Annotated in this window: 14 protein-coding genes; 6 read left to right on the top strand and 8 right to left on the bottom strand. The window is 61.1% G+C overall.

The genetic code is table 11. The annotated features are described in order from the left end of the window. Position 1: 1 nt before the first annotated feature. The 8 genes from PG5_RS02460 to PG5_RS02425 form a co-directional block, all read right to left on the bottom strand. On the bottom strand, positions 2 to 457 hold the full coding sequence (locus tag PG5_RS02460) for a hypothetical protein (protein WP_020795499.1): 456 nt from the start codon (positions 455 to 457) through the stop codon (positions 2 to 4). Beyond that, positions 447 to 1,790, bottom strand: coding sequence for a phosphatase PAP2/dual specificity phosphatase family protein (locus PG5_RS02455; protein WP_020795498.1), 1,344 nt, complete (start codon positions 1,788 to 1,790; stop codon positions 447 to 449). Before PG5_RS02455 ends, PG5_RS02460 begins: the two co-directional genes overlap by 11 nt. Next, the gene (locus PG5_RS02450) at positions 1,790 to 3,544 is read right to left on the bottom strand and encodes a bifunctional alpha/beta hydrolase/class I SAM-dependent methyltransferase (protein WP_020795497.1); all 1,755 of its coding nucleotides are present in this window, start codon (positions 3,542 to 3,544) and stop codon (positions 1,790 to 1,792) included. Before PG5_RS02450 ends, PG5_RS02455 begins: the two co-directional genes overlap by 1 nt. Before the next feature lie 10 nt (positions 3,545 to 3,554). Beyond that, on the bottom strand, positions 3,555 to 4,178 hold the full coding sequence (locus PG5_RS02445; protein ID WP_020795496.1) for a CDP-alcohol phosphatidyltransferase family protein: 624 nt from the start codon (positions 4,176 to 4,178) through the stop codon (positions 3,555 to 3,557). Positions 4,179 to 4,293: 115 nt separating this feature from the next. Continuing rightward, positions 4,294 to 4,911 carry a hypothetical protein gene (locus tag PG5_RS02440; protein WP_020795495.1) on the bottom strand — a complete coding sequence of 206 codons (618 nt, stop codon included), beginning with the start codon at positions 4,909 to 4,911 and terminating at the stop codon, positions 4,294 to 4,296. Then, the gene (locus PG5_RS02435) at positions 4,908 to 6,383 is read right to left on the bottom strand and encodes a PAAR domain-containing protein (RefSeq protein WP_020795494.1); all 1,476 of its coding nucleotides are present in this window, start codon (positions 6,381 to 6,383) and stop codon (positions 4,908 to 4,910) included. The genes PG5_RS02440 and PG5_RS02435 overlap by 4 nt, the downstream gene beginning before the upstream one ends. 273 nt (positions 6,384 to 6,656) lie before the next feature. Next, positions 6,657 to 9,935, bottom strand: a complete 3,279-nt coding sequence (locus tag PG5_RS02430; protein WP_020795492.1) for a PAS domain S-box protein — start codon at positions 9,933 to 9,935, stop codon at positions 6,657 to 6,659. A 65-nt stretch (positions 9,936 to 10,000) separates the two neighbouring features. Further along, positions 10,001 to 10,891, bottom strand: coding sequence for a LysR family transcriptional regulator (locus PG5_RS02425; RefSeq protein ID WP_020795491.1), 891 nt, complete (start codon positions 10,889 to 10,891; stop codon positions 10,001 to 10,003). A 148-nt stretch (positions 10,892 to 11,039) separates the two neighbouring features. Here PG5_RS02425 and leuC point away from each other — a divergent pair, with 148 nt between their 5' ends. From leuC to PG5_RS02395, 6 genes are all read left to right on the top strand, one after another. Beyond that, on the top strand, positions 11,040 to 12,458 hold the full coding sequence (gene leuC, locus PG5_RS02420) for a 3-isopropylmalate dehydratase large subunit (RefSeq protein ID WP_020795490.1): 1,419 nt from the start codon (positions 11,040 to 11,042) through the stop codon (positions 12,456 to 12,458). Between the two features lie 11 nt (positions 12,459 to 12,469). Beyond that, positions 12,470 to 13,114, top strand: a complete 645-nt coding sequence (gene leuD, locus PG5_RS02415) for a 3-isopropylmalate dehydratase small subunit (RefSeq protein WP_008056361.1) — start codon at positions 12,470 to 12,472, stop codon at positions 13,112 to 13,114. A gap of 138 nt (positions 13,115 to 13,252) precedes the next feature. Then, positions 13,253 to 14,020: a class I SAM-dependent methyltransferase gene (locus PG5_RS02410; RefSeq protein WP_020795489.1), complete on the top strand. Its 768-nt coding sequence runs from the start codon at positions 13,253 to 13,255 to the stop codon at positions 14,018 to 14,020. A 62-nt stretch (positions 14,021 to 14,082) separates the two neighbouring features. Beyond that, on the top strand, positions 14,083 to 15,165 hold the full coding sequence (leuB, locus tag PG5_RS02405) for a 3-isopropylmalate dehydrogenase (RefSeq protein ID WP_020795488.1): 1,083 nt from the start codon (positions 14,083 to 14,085) through the stop codon (positions 15,163 to 15,165). Positions 15,166 to 15,234: 69 nt separating this feature from the next. Beyond that, complete coding sequence (asd, locus tag PG5_RS02400) at positions 15,235 to 16,347, top strand: aspartate-semialdehyde dehydrogenase (protein ID WP_007975660.1); 1,113 nt, start codon at positions 15,235 to 15,237, stop codon at positions 16,345 to 16,347. Positions 16,348 to 16,602: 255 nt separating this feature from the next. Further along, on the top strand, positions 16,603 to 17,613 hold the full coding sequence (locus PG5_RS02395) for an aspartate-semialdehyde dehydrogenase (protein WP_020795487.1): 1,011 nt from the start codon (positions 16,603 to 16,605) through the stop codon (positions 17,611 to 17,613). Positions 17,614 to 17,728: the final 115 nt, after the last annotated feature.

The following is a 17,728-nucleotide window of genomic DNA, read 5'->3' as shown; positions in this document are numbered from 1 at the left end:
CTTATCCGGCAAAGTTCAGCCAAGGGTCGGCCAGAATGAAAAACAGGGTCAACAGCACCTGTGCCACCACCAGCAGCGCCTGGTTGCGCAACAGCTTCAGGGCGCCGGTGATACGTTCGCTCCAGGGGCGCCCGCCATGCTCGGCGGGCTGCAGATTCAGCGTTGTCAGGGCTTGATCCAGGGACAGGGTGTGCTCCGGAAGGTTTTCAGCTCGCTCGGCAAGGCGTTGGAACAGATCGGCATCGAATGCCACCCGCAGCGCCCAGTATTTTTGCCCCAGGCCGAGCAACAGCAGCCCACCGCTGCAGGTCGCGCTCCAGAACCCCTGGCCGTCCAGGAGGGACTGGCTCAGGCCGAACAAGGCGCCCAACAAGGTAAGCCCGTTGGACAGTCGATCCAGCATGTCGCCACGACGCAACAGACTGGCTGTCACCTGTAATTGCATATCAATGGACACCGCGTGCCTCCATGTGGGTCGCCAGCGGCTCTAGCGCCTCTCGGTGAAAGGACCCCAGGACAATTCCCGGGCGCGCGCGCTGGATCAACAAAAAGGCTTCGGCGACACTACTGGCCCTCCCGGTGTGCAACAGCCAGGCGGCTACGGCCGTGGCGCTGCGCGAATAGCCCAAGGCGCAACAGACCAGGAGCGGTCCGTGCTGGCGCAGGCTTTCGATGGCCAGTGCGGCTTCCCGGCATTGCGCGGTGGTGGGGGCGGTCAAATCCAGGACAGGCAGTGTGCGGTAGGCGACAGTCCCCGGATCAAGCGACAGCTCGGCGCACAGATCGAACACTGCGGTAAAGGTGCTGCCCTTGAGTTCCCGACGGGTCGGTATGCGCCCGAGCCAGACGTCATCGAGCACTTGGTCGGGCTGCGGATTGTTGCGGGTCCACAGGCGCGAGTTGAGCCAGGCGGCAGCCACGTAGGGCGTCAGCAACCAGCGCGCGGCGGGGGACAGGCGTCCATCGGCACGCTTTTGAAAACCTCCTGCGTCGAGTACGGCGTAATTGAGCGATACCAACAGCAAGGCCATCGCCGGCCAAGCCAGCCACAGCCAGGCTCCCCCTAAGTAGAAGGCCGGGGCGGCGAACACGGCAGCTCCCGACAGGTAATACAACGCCAGTCTCCAGCGTTTTTTTACGGCCGCCAGCCGGGCACCGTGCAGAGGCCCTGGTCCCTCCAGCGGCCATAGCCAGACACACAGCCAGCCCAGCAGCGCTCCGCTTGGCAGATCAATGAAGTGGTGCTGGTAAGTGGTCAGCACCGAGAGCCCGATCAGGGTAAACCAGACATGCATCAATCCGCGCCACAGGCCCTGCAAGTGCTTGTGATAGCAGGTCCACAGGATGACCAACAGCGCAATGTGCAGCGATGGCGCCTGATTGAACGGCTTGTCGAAACCGGCCAGTACGTCGAACAGCCAACCAAATACACCGTCCAGTTCCGGTCGGGCGAAGGTGAAGCGCAACGGCCAGATCAGAAAGCAACTGACCGCAATGAGTTGCGCGGTCAACAGGCGCAAGGCGTGCCGCTTGAGTTCTTCGCGACTGTTGGGCAACAACAGGGACAACCCGTACAGCAAGTCGATAGACCAGTACGGGACGATGCTCCAGGCCCAGAACGGCATGTGGTTTTCCCAGCCGAACACCAGGCTGCCAACATCGTCGCGCTGGGTGGTGAACCAGGTGGCGAAACCGTAGGTGCCGAAGAACAACGGCGCCAGGAGCAGCAGCCAGAGCACCGCAGGTTTGAGCAGACCAGGCTCGCGTGCCGTCGTTGCACTGCGCAGCATCAAGACACCCGTTGCGCGAGAGCCACGCTGAAAATACCCCATTCGTCGACGCGCATGCCGACCTTGCGAAAGCCGGCCACCTCCACCAGTTGGTCCATTTCCGCCTGGGTGCGTCGGCGCATGACCCAGGCCTGGCCTTCACGGTGGCTGGTCAAGGCTCGGGCGATCAGTTCCAGTTGCGGGTGCCAGGGTTGGCCGGTGTAGACCAGGTATCCGCCAGGTTCCACCGCGTCCCCCAAGCCCGCCAGGGAAGCACTGACCATCTGATTGTCGGCGAACAGCTCGTACAGTCCGGAGACCACCGCCAGGCTAGGTTTGGGATCCAGCGCGGCCAGGTCGGCACGGTCGAAGGCGTCGCCCTTGACGAACCGAGCGATCCCTTCCAGGCCTTTTTCGCGGATCAACGCGCTTCCGTCACGCACGTTGATGTCGCTGTAGTCGCGCAACAGGATCGATTCGGGAAGCGGGCTGACGCCCTGCAAGGCTTCGAGAATGTAGCGCCCGTGTCCGGCGGCGATGTCGACGATGCGCACTTCGCGGCCCTGGTCGCGTAATTGCTGCATCGCCAGGCGCAGCAGTTCTTCGACGTGCAGCTTGCGTTGGCGAATGCCGCGCCAGCCGATGGAGTCGAGGTAGTTGCGATCGATCATGCGGCCGACAGCCGACGTGCCCGTGGGGGTGTTGCAATAGACGTAGTCCAGTGTGCTTCCAGAGTCGAAACCGGTGTCGAAGCCTAGCTTGATCCCGGACGACAATTGGCTGCCCAGGCGCATGCTGGCGCGGGTCATGCGCCAATACAGATCGCGCAGGGAATTGCGCGGCAGCGGCGCGGCCAATGATTCGGATTCGGCGCAAGTCAGGCCCAGTCGATCGGCGGCCAGCAAGCCAGGGCGTTCAATGGGTTGCGCGAAGTTCTGCAGGATGAAGCGTCGTGCGCTGGCGACGGCGTGTCCACGGTTCTTTTCACCCAAGGTGTCGTGGAAGAATCCCGGCAGCACATGTTTTTCCTTGTGCAGAGTGCCCAGGCGCTCGAAAAACTGTTCCTGGGGTTGGCGATGCACGACGAAGTCGGCCCCGGAGATCAACAACTGAGTGGGTATCGTTATGGCCTGGGCATCGGCCACCACGCGATCGGCGGCCTCGTACAGGCCGAGCAGGACATTCACTGAAATGGCCTTGGTGATCAGCGGGTCGTTGTCGTAGCTGGCGACGCGCTGCGGGTCATGGCTGAGAAAGCGCGCCTTGACGTAGCTGTTGACGAAAAAGTTACCGCGCCACCGGCGCATCAGTGCCAAGCCCTGGCGGGCGAAGGGCACATAGAGCTTGACCTTGAACGCCGGAGACGCCAGCACCAGCGCCCGTATGCGCGGTGCGTAATCGTGGGCCCAAGTGGCGACGATCACTGCGCCGACGCTCTGGGCGATCACCGCGAGGTTTTCCTCAAGGATCTGGTAGGACGCGCTCAGGTGCTCGCAGAAGGTCTGCACGTCGCGCACGCTGGTGGCAAAGCTGGGGCTGTCGCCCCGAGCGCCTGGTGAAAGGCCATGGCCCCGGGCATCCCAGGCGAAAAAATCGAAGCCGGGCAGGTCCAGTTCATCCACCAGGTGGGCAATACGCCCGGAATGCTCGTGGCCGCGGTGGAACAGCAGTACGGCCTTGCGTGGGGTTCCCGGTTCTGGGGTGCCGGGCCAGTGGCGGTAAAACAATTGCACACCGTCGTGGGTGGTGAAGGTCTGTTCCTGTGCTTCGCGCATTGCCATTTCCTTAGGCTGAAGAGCTGTCGATTTGTGCTTCCCTGAGGCCCTGGCGGACCCGGTTGATCAAGGTATAAGCCAGCAGCATCGCGATGATCGCGAACACCGCGTTGATCCAGAATGGGCTGATCCAGCCCGGTACGATGCCGGCGGCCACGACCCCCAGCACGAAAGCCCGGTCACTTTTGCCCATGGGCCCGTCATAGCGCCGCGAAGCACCGACCATCGGCCCCAGCACGCCGCTGTACTCGCTGAACAAGGCGAGCAAGGTCACCAGCAGCACCAGCCACAGGCTGACGCCGGGCAGCAGGGCAAAGGGCAGGATCAAGGCGCAGTCGGCGGTGATATCGCACAACTCGTTGAGATAGGCCCCCAAGTGCGACTGCTGGCCGAACTCTCGAGCCAGCATGCCGTCGATGGCGTTGAGCGCCATGCGCACCAGCATCCAGATCGGCACCAGCACGAATATCCAGCGGTGATGCACGAAACCGGCGATCAGCACGCCCACCAGGATTGAGCCGATGCCGGCGATCAAAGTGATCTGGTTGGCGGTGGTGCCCTTGGCGAACAAGCGCCGGACCAGGGGGCGCAGGAGATTTTGGAATGCGGGTTTGATCTGGTAGATGCTGGGCACGTTGGTGAGGTCTCGGGAGAGGCGGTTTGGTTACTGAGTGTAGATGGCATCCGGGGATGGATTTGGCGACAGTGCCTGGAATGCTGAAAGCGTGATTTGTCGCGATAAAGGCCAATCAGGGATTCGTCCAAGGCGTGGCCAGTGACAGCTTGATGAGGTAGCGCTCTTCGGTGGGGTGCCTGTAATCCTTGAAGCGATTGACCACTAGCATCACTTGGTACTGGGTGCCCGCGTGCCAGTAGGATTTTCCACCTTTGTTTACATCACGCAGTTGAGCACGCCATTGCGGGGTGTCGGCGAACGAGGGGAAGTCCTTGACCCGGATGGGTGTCCAGCCAGCATTGCGCCATTGCTCCTGCAGATCCAGCACGACCTTGAGGGTATCGTCGAGTAGCAGGGGTTCGATTTGCGGGGACATATTGACACCGTTGATTGACTCGTCACGGTTGAACGTAACCGTGAAGTAGCGAGCCAGCGGAGTTATGAACCCATATTGAGGATCGATGAAACGAAGGCGGGCATCCGACTTAGGCAAACGACCCCAAAAATGGCCAGGAATAGCTGGATCAATGGTTGCACTGGATCGACGGCGCATATCCTCCCAAGGCTCGCCAATCAATAGGGCGATTTCGGGCTCTTCCGACAGGACCTCAATCGACGCAAGCGTCAGGAGGGCCGCGACGGCCAGCGCCAACACGCCGCGTCGCCAGCCTATACGTTGCAGCAGGCTCATCGCACGCCACCACCCAGGGCAATATCCCGAATCGAATGCTCAAGCAGCTTGCGCTGGTCGCTGTGCAGCAGATCGTCAAACTGCTTCGCGGCCCTCAGCACGAAGGGCATACGCTGATTGATATCGGCCAGGTTGGCATTGAGGTTGTTGCTGAAACCAATGGTGCGTCCGTCGTCCACGCGGCGGCACTGACTGGCGAGGGACAGCTCGACGGCTTCGGCGGCGCCGGACGGGATACCGATGACGTAGGAAAAATGGTTACTGCGCAACAGTGAGTTGAGCCGCCAGTCGCTGTACATCGCCGGTTGCAGAATATTCCGTTGCTCGTGCCAGGCTAGATGCTCAACGCTTTCGGCGATATAACCGGCCTCAATCGCCTCGAAGGCCAGGAGAATTTCCTTGTGGTCAATCCCGAATTCCAGCGTTTCCTGTCCGACCGGCCACAGCACCGGATGTTGGCCATTCCCATAAATGTTGCTACGTGATTCCAGGCAATCCCTCAGCGCTTCCAATCCCCGCTCCTGGTAGAACACATGCAACGGATACACATCCAGGAACAGCGTGGTATTACCCATCGCCAGCATCTCGTACACAAACCGGTACATCCGTTGCGAGTATGACAAGGGAAGGTCGGCACCCCATTGGGTGAAGCCCCACACCGGGTTGTCCCGGTTGGCCTCTTCGTACTCGCGTTGACGCTGCTCAAACGCCCGAATGGTCGCGCGCTTTTCCCGCTCACTGGGGCTGAGCAAACCTCTCAATCCTTGTCTGGCACTGTCCCTCAGTTGCTGTATCGTTTCCTCTTCCGTCTGAATTTTCTCGATCGTGTCAGCCGCGTGCAGCAAGCCACAGCCCACCTGCTTGGAGGCGAAGGCTGCCAACCCGGCCCACTGGAATCGCGGATCGTGGCGCCACAGCTGGGCGTAGGCCGCATTGATCGCCTTGTTGCGCGCCTTCGGGTCGGCGATCAACTTGCCGCCGGGTGCCACGACGTTTTCGACCCTTTGCTGGTAGCCGCGCCACAGGTTTTCACAAATCGTCCCTGGCCGTTCGCTGAGCGTCGGTGTGGGCGCCCGCGCTGAAGTGGAAGTGGAAGTGGAAGTGGATTGTCGCGGCGCGACCGGGTTGTTGGGAGCAACGGGCGCGGCTTCCTGTTGAGGGGCGCTCCTCAAGGCTTGCGGCGCAGCACCCTGTCTGGATTCATAGGTGGCGGTGGTAAACGAGGGGATAAGCCCGGCCTTGCAGGGACAGCCGCTGCGGCTGTCCAGCGAGCCCGCCACCAGGCCCCCGTGACTGCCAAAGAACGCGATGCCACCCTCGATTTCGTAGGTTTCATCATTTTTGCCACAGGACACCGGGTCCCCTGCGCGAGCATGGGCGAAGCCAAACATCATGACGCGGGTATCGGCGTCCAGCACCTCGCCACCACAGCTGGTCTTGTCACCCTTGCGAATGAAATATCCCTTAGCCATAGCTGCAACTCCTTGTCTGTTGACCATCAAATTGCGCCTGCCTCCGAAGGATTGGAGACAGGGCAAAGTGCAGAGCAAGGGTTCTATACGAAGCTGTCAGGCGTAAATCAGACGTTTCCGGAATGTATGTAGGAAAGGGGGATTGAATCGAAGGTGGGGATTTTTGTAGGAGCGAGCATGCTCGCGATGAACCTGAGAGCGCCACGGGGTGTCAGGTTTCCCGCATCATCGTTGACGACCATCGTCGGAACGCTGCCCGGAGCATGCTCGCTCTTACAACAGAAGCTTTTGCAGTTCCTCCACCGGCAGCGGCCGGCTATGCAGGTACCCCTGATAGAGATGGCAGCCCAGCCCCTGCAGGAATTCCAGCTGTTCCGAGGTCTCCACCCCTTCGGCGATGATTTTCAGCCCGAGGCTGCGGGCCATGGCGACGATGGCGCGGATGATCTCGGCGTCGTTGGGGTCGGTGGTAGCGTCGCGAATGAATGACTGGTCGATTTTCAGGGTGTCGACCGGCAGGCGCTTGAGGTAGGTCAGCGAGGAATAACCGGTGCCGAAATCGTCCATGGCAAAGCTCACGCCGAGCTTTTTCAGGCGCAGCATCTTGTTGATGGTGTCTTCCAGGTTCTGGATGACGATGCCTTCGGTGATTTCCAGTTTCAGCAGCGAACTGGGCAGGCCGTAGGTGGCGAGGCTGTTTTCGATGCGCTCGACGAAGTCATTCTGGCGGAACTGGCGCGGGCTGATGTTGACGCATAGGCTGAATTTCAGCGGGTCCACCCGGCCATCGGCGATCAGTTGCCTGAAGGCCTGGCAGGCTTCGTCGACGATCCAGGTGCCAACTTCCAGGATCAACCCGCTGTCTTCCAGCACCTTGATGAACTCGGTGGGCGACTGCGCGCCGAGCTCCGGATGGTTCCAGCGCACCAGCGCTTCGGCACCGACAATGCGGTTATCCCGGGCGTCCACCTGGGGTTGGTAGTGCACGCGAAACTCGCCGCGCGAAAGCGCCAGGCGCAGGTCGGTTTCCATGCGCAGGCGCTCGCTCGCCGCTTTCTGCATGGTGTTGTGGTACATCTGCGCGGTATTGCGTCCTGAATCCTTGGCGCGATACAGGGCGATATCGGCACGCTTTAGCAGGTCGGTCGGCGTGGACCCATGGTCGGGAATCAACGCAATGCCGATACTCGGTGTCACCTGCAGGCGCTGACCGTCGAGGAACATCGGTTCAGACAGCAGCTCACGAATGGTATCGGCCAGTTCGCAGACCTGAGCGCTGACCTCGTTGCGCGAGCCTTCGAGGCCGCTGAGCAGCACCACGAATTCATCGCCGCCCAGGCGCGCGACGGTGTCTTCCATGCGCACGCTGGCTTCCAGGCGTGCGGTGATGATTTTCAGCACCGTATCGCCCACCGGATGACCGAGGGAATCGTTGATGTGCTTGAAGTGGTCGAGGTCGAGGAACATCAAGGCGCCGCGCAGGTTGTGGCGCTTGAGCAGGGCGATCTGCTGGCTCAGGCGATCCATCAGCAGTGCGCGGTTGGGCAGGTTGGTCAGCGGGTCGTGGTAGGCCAGGTGGCGGATCTGCGCCTCGGCATTTTTCAGCAGGCTGACGTCCCGCGCGGTCAATAGTAGGCACGCGGTTTCGTTGAGGGTGATCGGCTCTACCGACACTTCTACCGTCAGCAATTCGCCGCGCTTGTTGCGCCCGAGCATTTCCTGGTGATGTACCCGGCCCTTGATCTGCAGTTCGGCCAGCAACGCCGAGCGTTGTTTTTCTTCAGCCCAGATCCCTACCTGATACACGGTACGGCCGATCACTTCATCGGCGCGGTAGCCGGTCAGGCGGCAAAAGCCGTCGTTGACCTCCAGATAGCGTCCGGTATCGCGTTCGGTGATGGTGATGGCGTCGGGGCTTGAGTGGAAGGCCTTGGCGAACTTCTCTTCGCTGGCCTTGAGCGCCGCTTCCGAGCGTTGCTGCTGGGTGATGTCGCGCAAGGTGGTGACGATGCAGGGCTGTTCGCTGACGCTGATCTGACGGCTGGAAATCACGCAAGTCAGCGACTGCCCATCCTTGTGCTGGACGAGGATTGCCACATTGTTCAGGCCTTGTTCGCGGATCACCTGTTCGATCCGCTGCAGGCTTTTTGCCGAAGCGTCCCACAGGCCGATTTCGTCGGCACTGCGGCCGATCACGTCGGCGGCGCTCCAGCCAAAGGTCTGGGTGAAGCTGGAGTTGATCTCGATGAATTGCCCGGTGTCCTGGCGCGTCACGCAGATCGGGTCCGGGCTGACCTGGAACAGGGTAGCGAATTTCTCTTCGGAAGCTATCAGGCGCTGTTCGCGCTCGACCTGGTCGGTGATGTCGAGCAAGGTGCCGGCCATGCGCAGGGGGACACCGTTTTCATCGCGGTAGAGGCGGGCGCGGCTCTCCAGGTAGCGAGAGCTGCCATCCGGCATTTGCACCCGATAGGTCAGCTGATAGTTGCCGGCGGGGCCTTCGCGCAGGCTGCGGTAGGCATCGCGCATGGTGTCGCGTTCTTCGCCGGGCACGCCTTCGAAAAAGTCGTCGAAGGATTCATGGAATGGAATGGGCTCCATGCCGTGTAACTGGGCGGCGCGCGCCGAGCCATACAGCATGCCGCTGGGTATGTGCCAGTCCCAGGTGCCCAGTTGTGCCGAGTCCAGGGCCAGGTCGAGGCGCTCCTGGCTGTCTTTGAGGGCGTGTTCGGCCGCTTTGCGTTCGGTGGTGTCGAGGAAAGTGCTCAGCAGGTAGGGCTGGCCTTCGAGTTCGACCTTTTGCGCACTGAGGATGCCATCGTGGACCTGCCCGTTGCTGGCGCGAAACTGCACCTCCATATTGGTCAGCTCGCCCTTGGCCTTGGTCGCCTTGACCAGTTGCGCGCGTTGCTCGGGGTGCACCCAGAGGCCCAGTTCCAGCGTGGTGCGGCCGATCGCGTCCTGCACCGGCCAGCCGAACAGGCTTTCGAAATACTGGTTGGCTTCGGTGATCAGGCCGTCTTCCTGGCGCGTCAGCAGGACCATGTTCGGACACAAGTGAAACAGCGTCGCGAAGCGTTTTTCCGAACTGCTCAGCGCCTGTTCGCGCAGACGCTGGTGGGTGATTTCGCGGATCACGCCAATCATTCGGGGACGGCCGAGCTTGTCCGGCAGCAGGCTGCCGCTGATCTCCAGCCAATGCAGGCTGCCGTCGGGCCAGCGAACGCGGTGGTGCATCGCTTGCTCGAGCGGTGCGCCTGCGATCACGGCATGGAAGGCGCGAAGGGTCTTTGCCCGATCTTCGGCAGGCAACAAGTCGAGGTATTCCAGGTCGGCCGGCAACGGTTGCCGGGGGTCGAAGCCAAACAGCGCCTGCGTGCCCCGGGACCAACTGATCTGCCCACGCTCGATATCCCAATACCACGCGCCCAGCCGCGCGCCATTGAGCGCGGCCAGCAATTGCGAGGCACTTTCCCAGCTTTGTTCGGAGCTTTTCGGGTCAAGCGCCTGGATGCGCGGCATCGGCGGAATACGGTCAACAGATTTCGGCATTGGCAAGCCTTGAGCTGAATTGGGTCTCGGGTACAGAAATTCGGGCTCTATAGGAGTAGCACAAGTTAGCCTTGAGTCCCTGGCAGATCGATCTGGGCATCCAGTAAGGCCATGAAGGCCCGCGCTGCATTCGATAGCGTCCTTTCTGTGTGCAGGATATAGCCTAGCTGGCGAGTCAGTTGTATGCCCGGTAAAGGTATTCGCGCAACCTGGTCGTCGAGCATGGTGCGTGGCAAGACACTCCAGGCCAGGCCGATCGACACCATCATCTTGATGGTTTCGAGGTAATTGGTACTCATGGCGATGTTCGGCGTCAGGCCTTGGGCCTCGAACAGGCGTTGGACAATGTGATGGGTGAACGTGTTGCCGCCGGGGAACACCGCCGGGTGTCGGGCGATGTCCGCGAGGCTGACCTTGCCGTTGCCGAGCAACGAATGCTCCGGGGCGACCACAAAGTCCAGCGGGTCGTCCCACACCGGTGTGGCCTTGACCAGGGCATGGGGCTCCGGCGCCAGGGTGATGACCGCCAGTTCAGCCCGACCATGGAGGATTTCTTCGTAGGCCACTTCCGAATCGAGAAACTGGATATCCAGCGCCACCTCGGGATAACGCCGAGTGAACTCTCTCAATAAAGGCGGCAAACGGTGCAGGCCGATATGGTGACTGGTGGCCAAGGTCAGACGACCGGTCACCTCCCCGGTGAGGTTGGTCAGGGCGCGGCGCGTATCATCAAGGACATTCAGGATCTGATAGGCCCGGGGCAGCAGGGCGCGGCCGGCCTCGGTCAGGCCGACTTCGCGGCCCAGCCGATCGAACAGGCGCACCTTCAATTGCTGCTCCAGGCCAGCGATGCGCTTGCTGATCGCCGGTTGGGTCAGATGCAGTCGCTCGCCGGCGCCGGAGAAGCTTCCGGTCTCGGCGATGGCAATAAAGGCATTGAGATTGGCGAGGTCCATTGCTGTATTCCAGTTGGTTATCCAAAGCATAAAAAATATGAATTTGAGTTATTTAATCTAACCCCATAGGATCAGCCTCACAAGCCAAAGGGTTATTGAACCACTCAAGACCCAGGGCATAGAAACAAGCTGATGAGGAAACCGTCTGATGGCCGGCAAAACGCTCTACGACAAGCTCTGGGATTCGCATTTGGTCAAACAGCGCGACGATGGCTCGGCGCTGATCTATATCGATCGTCACATCATCCACGAAGTGACTTCGCCGCAAGCTTTCGAAGGGCTGCGACTGGCCGGGCGCAAGCCATGGCGCATCGATGCCAACATCGCGACCCCGGACCACAACGTACCGACCACCCCGGAGCGCAAGGGCGGCATCGCAGCCATTGCCGACCAGGTCTCGCGTTTGCAGGTCCAGACCCTCGACGATAACTGCGATGAATACGGCATCGTCGAATTCAAGATGAATGACGTCCGCCAAGGCATCGTCCACGTCATCGGCCCGGAGCAGGGCGCTACTTTGCCGGGCATGACCGTGGTCTGCGGCGACTCCCATACCTCGACCCACGGCGCGTTCGGTGCCCTGGCCCATGGTATCGGCACTTCCGAGGTCGAGCACGTGCTCGCCACCCAGTGCCTGGTCGCCAAGAAAATGAAGAACATGCTGGTTCGCGTCGAAGGCCAATTGCCGTTTGGCGTGACTGCCAAGGACATCGTGCTCGCCGTGATTGGCAAGATCGGTACCGCCGGTGGTAACGGTCACGCCATCGAATTCGCCGGCAGCGCGATTCGCGACCTGTCCGTTGAAGGCCGCATGACCATCTGCAACATGTCCATCGAGGCCGGTGCTCGCGTTGGCCTGGTAGCCGCCGATGAAAAAACCGTGGCTTACGTGAAGGGCCGTCCATTCGCCCCGAAAGGCGCGGAATGGGATTTGGCCGTCGAAGCCTGGAAAGACCTGGTATCCGATGCCGACGCGGTGTTCGACACGGTTGTCGAACTCGACGCGACCCAGATCAAGCCGCAAGTCAGCTGGGGCACTTCGCCCGAGATGGTCCTGGCGGTCGACCAGCACGTTCCGGATCCTGCGAAGGAAATGGACCTGGTCAAGCGCGGTTCCATCGAGCGCGCCCTGAAGTACATGGGTTTGACCGCCAATCAGGCGATCACCGACATTCAGTTGGACCGTGTGTTCATCGGCTCCTGCACCAACTCGCGGATCGAAGACCTGCGCGCAGCGGCGGTGATCGCCAAGGGCCGCAAGGTGGCCTCCACCATCAAGCAGGCCATCGTGGTGCCGGGTTCGGGCCTGGTGAAAGCACAGGCCGAATCGGAAGGCCTGGACAAGATTTTCCTCGAAGCCGGTTTCGAATGGCGCGAGCCAGGTTGCTCGATGTGCCTGGCGATGAACCCGGACCGCTTGGAGTCTGGCGAGCATTGCGCTTCCACGTCGAACCGCAACTTCGAAGGCCGCCAGGGTGCCGGTGGTCGTACCCACCTCGTGAGCCCGGCCATGGCCGCCGCCGCCGCGGTGAACGGTCGTTTCGTCGACGTCCGTGAATTGATCTAAAGGAGCGCAGCATGAAAGCTTTTACCCAGCACACTGGACTTGTCGCGCCTCTGGATCGTGCCAACGTCGACACCGACCAGATCATCCCGAAACAATTCTTGAAGTCGATCAAGCGCACCGGTTTCGGTCCGAACCTGTTCGACGAATGGCGTTACCTGGACGTGGGTCAGCCCTATCAGGACAACTCCAAGCGCCCATTAAACAAGGACTTCGTCCTCAACGCCGAGCGTTACCAAGGCGCCAGCGTGCTGCTGGCCCGCGAGAACTTTGGCTGCGGCTCCAGCCGCGAGCACGCGCCATGGGCGCTGGAAGAGTACGGTTTCCGCAGCATCATCGCGCCGAGCTATGCCGACATTTTCTTCAACAACAGCTTCAAGAACGGCTTGCTGCCGATCATCTTGAGCGACGCTGAAGTCGACGAGCTGTTCCAGCAGGTCGAGGCCAATCCGGGCTACCAGCTGCAGATCGACCTGCAGGCCCAGACTGTGACCCGCCCGGACGGCAAAGTGCTGAGCTTTGAAATCGACGCGTTCCGCAAGCACTGCCTGCTCAATGGCCTGGACGATATCGGTTTGACCTTGCAAGACGGTGATGCGATCGCGGCGTTCGAGGCCAAGCACCGGGCGAGCCAGCCGTGGTTGTTTCGCGACGCTTGATTTTGCGTAGGACGTGATGACGCCTTCGCGAGCAGGCTCGCTCCCACATTTGAAATGCATTCCACTGTGGGAGCGAGCCTGCTCGCGAAGAGGCCCGAACAAACACCACAAGACTCAACCCCAAAAAGGAAGTCCCCCATGACCAGCACCGCCCAGCACAGCCAGGTAGTCCAAAAGCAATTCGGTGAACAGGCCGCGGCCTACCTGAGCAGCGCCGTACACGCTCAAGGCACCGAATTTGCGCTGCTACAGGCCGAACTGGCGGGACAGGGCGAGGCGCGGGTCCTGGACCTGGGGTGCGGCGCCGGTCACGTGAGTTTTCAGGTGGCCTCGCTGGTCAAGGAAGTGGTGGCCTACGACCTGTCGCAGCAAATGCTCGACGTGGTCGCCGCCGCAGCCATTGATCGGGGCCTGAGCAATATTTCCACGATCAACGGCGCCGCCGAGCGCCTGCCGTTCGCCGATGGCGAGTTCGATTTCGTTTTCAGCCGCTATTCGGCGCACCATTGGAGCGATCTCGGCCTGGCCTTGCGGGAAGTGCGCCGGGTGCTGAAACCGGGTGGCGTAGCGGCTTTCATCGACGTGTTGTCACCAGGCAGCCCATTGTTCGACACTTACCTGCAAAGCGTCGAAGTGCTGCGCGACACCAGCCATGTGCGCGACTATAGCGCCGGTGAGTGGTTGCGCCAGGTCAGTGAGGCGGGGCTGCATACCCGCAGCACTAGCCGCCAGCGGCTGCGCCTGGAATACAGCTCCTGGGTCGAGCGCATGCGCACGCCAGAGGTGATGCGCGCGGCGATCCGCGAGTTGCAGCAGTCGATGGGTAACGAGGTGCGCGAATATTTTGAGATTGAAGCCGATGGATCGTTCAGTACCGATGTGCTGGTGCTGATGGCTGAAAGATAAGCGACTAACAGACTTTTTCCGGGAGCGCCCGAGGGCGCACCGACTGATGACATGAGGAACGCATGAGCAAGCAGATTCTGATTCTCCCAGGTGACGGTATTGGCCCGGAAATCATGGCCGAAGCGGTCAAGGTGCTGGAACTGGCCAACGACAAGTACGCCCTGGGCTTCGAGCTGAGTCACGACGTGATCGGTGGCGCGGCCATCGACAAGCACGGCGTACCTTTGGCCGATGAAACCCTGGAGCGTGCCCGCGCGGCGGACGCCGTACTGTTGGGCGCGGTGGGCGGCCCGAAATGGGACACCATCGAGCGTGATATCCGTCCTGAACGCGGCCTGCTGAAAATTCGTGCGCAACTGGGCTTGTTCGGCAACCTGCGTCCGGCGATCCTGTACCCGCAACTGGCCGAGGCTTCCAGCCTGAAACCGGAAATCGTTGCCGGCCTGGACATCCTGATCGTTCGCGAGCTGACCGGCGGTATCTACTTCGGCGCGCCACGTGGCACCCGGACCCTGGAAAACGGCGAGCGTCAGTCCTACGACACCCTGCCATACAGCGAAAGCGAAATCCGCCGCATCGCCCGTGTCGGTTTCGACATGGCCATGGTCCGCGGCAAGAAGCTCTGCTCGGTGGACAAGGCCAACGTGCTGGCCTCCAGCCAGCTGTGGCGTGAAATCGTCGAGGAAGTGGCCAAGGATTACCCACAAGTCGAGCTGAGCCACATGTACGTCGACAACGCTGCCATGCAACTGGTGCGGGCACCGAAGCAGTTCGACGTGATCGTCACCGACAACATGTTCGGCGATATCCTGTCCGACCAGGCGTCGATGCTCACCGGTTCCATCGGCATGCTGCCGTCGGCATCCCTGGACACCAATAACAAAGGCATGTACGAGCCGTGCCACGGTTCGGCACCGGACATCGCAGGTAAAGGCATCGCCAACCCGTTGGCGACCATTTTGTCGGTGTCGATGATGTTGCGCTACAGCTTCAACCAGCAGGCCGCCGCCGATGCCATCGAAAAAGCGGTAAGCCTGGTATTGGACCAGGGCTTGCGCACCGGTGACATCTGGTCGAACGGTTGCACTAAAGTCGGTACGCAGGAAATGGGCGACGCAGTAGTCGCCGCGCTGCGGAATCTGTAATCTCTCGGGCCCGCTGCCTGATTTCACCCCCTAAAGCAGCGGCCCACATTTCAAGAAGGTGTAGTTGCGATGAAACGTGTAGGTCTGATCGGTTGGCGCGGTATGGTCGGTTCCGTGCTCATGCAGCGGATGCTGGAAGAGCAGGATTTCGATCTTATCGAGCCGGTGTTTTTCACCACTTCCAATGTCGGTGGCCAAGGCCCGTCCGTGGGCAAGGACATTGCTCCGCTCAAGGACGCTTACAGCATTGAAGAGCTGAAGACCCTCGACGTGATCCTGACCTGCCAGGGTGGCGACTACACCAGCGAAGTCTTCCCGAAACTGCGCGAAGCCGGCTGGCAGGGTTACTGGATCGATGCCGCCTCCAGCCTGCGCATGCAGGATGACGCCGTCATCGTGCTGGACCCGGTGAACCGCAAGGTCATCGATCAGCAACTGGACGCGGGCACCAAGAACTACATCGGTGGCAACTGCACCGTCAGCCTGATGCTGATGGGCCTGGGCGGCCTGTTCGAGGCTGGCCTGGTGGAGTGGATGAGCGCCATGACTTATCAGGCGGCCTCCGGTGCCGGCGCGCAGAACATGCGTGAACTGATCAAGCAAATGGGTGCGACCCATGCCGCTGTTGCCGATCAACTGGCCGATCCGGCCAGTGCGATCCTCGACATCGATCGTCGTGTGGCGGAAGCCATGCGCAGCGACGCGTACCCGACCGAAAACTTCGGCGTACCGCTGGCTGGCAGCCTGATCCCGTGGATCGACAAGGAACTGCCGAACGGTCAAAGCCGTGAAGAGTGGAAGGCCCAGGCCGAGACCAACAAAATCCTCGGTCGCTTCAAGAGCCCGATCCCGGTGGATGGCATCTGCGTGCGCATCGGCGCCATGCGCTGCCACAGCCAGGCGCTGACCATCAAGCTGAACAAAGATGTACCGATCGCCGATATCGAAGGGCTGATCAGCCAGCACAACCCTTGGGTCAAGCTGGTGCCGAACAGCCGTGAGACCAGCATTCAGGAACTGAGCCCGAACAAGGTTACCGGCACCCTGAACATCCCGGTTGGCCGCCTGCGCAAGCTGAACATGGGCTCGCAGTTCGTCGGCGCGTTCACCGTCGGCGACCAGCTGTTGTGGGGCGCGGCCGAGCCGCTGCGTCGCATGCTGCGGATCTTGCTCGAGCGTTGATCGATTGAAGCCATTAAAGAACCCGCGCCTTGAAAGAGGTGCGGGTTTTTTTATTCCGGCAATCTGATGTTGATGGGGTGTTTATACCGACCCCTTCGCGAGCAGGCTCGCTTCCACATCAGACCGCAATCAACTGTGGGAGCGAGGCCTGCTCGCGAAGGGGTCGGTACAGCCACAGCAAATATCCGGCAGAATTGCCTGCATGCCCCCCACCCGGTAAAGTGCCGCTCCCCCCGTTTCGCCAGAGGTAAAACCATGAGCCAGACCCTTGATATTGCCGTGATCGGCGCCACCGGTACTGTCGGCGAAACGCTGGTGCAGATCCTCGAAGAACGTGATTTTCCGATCGGCAGCCTGCATCTGCTGGCCAGCAGTGAATCCGCCGGCAGTTCGGTGCCGTACCGCGGCAAGAACGTACGGGTGCGTGAAGTCGATGAGTTCGATTTTGGCAAGGTCCAGTTAGTATTTTTTGCCGCCGGTCCAGCGGTGACATTGAGTTACACCGCGCGTGCCACGGCGGCCGGTTGCTCGATCATCGATCTGTCTGGCGCCTTGCCGGCCGAGCAAGCGCCACAGGTGGTCCCGGAAGCGAATGCTTCAGTGCTGGCCGGCCTGAAAAAGCCCTTCCAGGTCAGCAGCCCGAGCCCGGCGGCCAGCACCCTGGCGGTGCTGCTCGCACCCCTGCTGGGGCTGCTCGATTTGCAACGCATCAACCTGACCGCCTGCCTGGCAGTATCGGCCCAGGGCCGCGAAGCCGTGACAGAGCTGGCCCGGCAAACCGCCGAATTGCTGAACGTTCGCCCACTGGAGCCAACCTTCTTTGACCGGCAGATGGCTTTTAACCTGCTGGCCCAGGTCGGCAAGCCGGACGAACAGGGCCATACCCTGCTGGAAAAGCGCCTGGTGCGTGAACTGCGTCAAGTCATGGCGTTGCCTTCATTGAAGATTTCCGTCACTTGCATTCAAGCCCCGGTGTTTTTTGGCGATAGCTATAGCGTGACCTTGCAGTGTGCGAGCGATATCGACCTGGCAAAGGTCAACGCCGCGCTCGAGGACGCTCCCGGCATCGAGTTGGTGGAAGCCGGCGATTACCCGACGGCGGTCGGCGATGCGGTAGGGCAGGATGTGGTCTACGTTGGTCGGGTGCGCTTGGGGATCGACGAACCGTCGGAACTTAATGTGTGGCTGACGTCAGATAACGTACGCAAAGGCGCGGCGCTCAATGCTGTGCAGGTCGCCGAGTTGTTGATAAAAGACCTGCTGTAAAAGATACTTCCAAACGAGCGTCATGCTTGGCCGTAATGTCGAAGGCGAGCCGCCCTGAAGGGCTTTGCAGGGCATGCATGAAACGATCGCGCGCGGCGACCTTCGCCCGCGCGCA

This window comes from Pseudomonas sp. G5(2012), assembly GCF_000408945.1.
In the GTDB taxonomy this organism is placed as follows: domain Bacteria; phylum Pseudomonadota; class Gammaproteobacteria; order Pseudomonadales; family Pseudomonadaceae; genus Aquipseudomonas; species Aquipseudomonas umsongensis.
This window is presented reverse-complemented; position numbering and strand designations above follow the sequence as displayed.

What these genes read in the sequence shown, in the direction of transcription:
- PG5_RS02450 (WP_020795497.1), bottom strand. Translation starts at nt 3,544, where the DNA reads ATGCGCGAAGCACAGGAACAGACCTTCACCACCCACGACGGTGTGCAA.
- asd (WP_007975660.1), top strand. Translation starts at nt 15,235, where the DNA reads ATGAAACGTGTAGGTCTGATCGGTTGGCGCGGTATGGTCGGTTCCGTG.
- PG5_RS02455 (WP_020795498.1), bottom strand. Translation starts at nt 1,790, where the DNA reads ATGCTGCGCAGTGCAACGACGGCACGCGAGCCTGGTCTGCTCAAACCT.
- PG5_RS02440 (WP_020795495.1), bottom strand. Translation starts at nt 4,911, where the DNA reads ATGAGCCTGCTGCAACGTATAGGCTGGCGACGCGGCGTGTTGGCGCTG.
- leuC (WP_020795490.1), top strand. Translation starts at nt 11,040, where the DNA reads ATGGCCGGCAAAACGCTCTACGACAAGCTCTGGGATTCGCATTTGGTC.
- PG5_RS02435 (WP_020795494.1), bottom strand. Translation starts at nt 6,383, where the DNA reads ATGGCTAAGGGATATTTCATTCGCAAGGGTGACAAGACCAGCTGTGGT.
- leuD (WP_008056361.1), top strand. Translation starts at nt 12,470, where the DNA reads ATGAAAGCTTTTACCCAGCACACTGGACTTGTCGCGCCTCTGGATCGT.
- leuB (WP_020795488.1), top strand. Translation starts at nt 14,083, where the DNA reads ATGAGCAAGCAGATTCTGATTCTCCCAGGTGACGGTATTGGCCCGGAA.
- PG5_RS02425 (WP_020795491.1), bottom strand. Translation starts at nt 10,891, where the DNA reads ATGGACCTCGCCAATCTCAATGCCTTTATTGCCATCGCCGAGACCGGA.
- PG5_RS02395 (WP_020795487.1), top strand. Translation starts at nt 16,603, where the DNA reads ATGAGCCAGACCCTTGATATTGCCGTGATCGGCGCCACCGGTACTGTC.
- PG5_RS02410 (WP_020795489.1), top strand. Translation starts at nt 13,253, where the DNA reads ATGACCAGCACCGCCCAGCACAGCCAGGTAGTCCAAAAGCAATTCGGT.
- PG5_RS02430 (WP_020795492.1), bottom strand. Translation starts at nt 9,935, where the DNA reads ATGCCGAAATCTGTTGACCGTATTCCGCCGATGCCGCGCATCCAGGCG.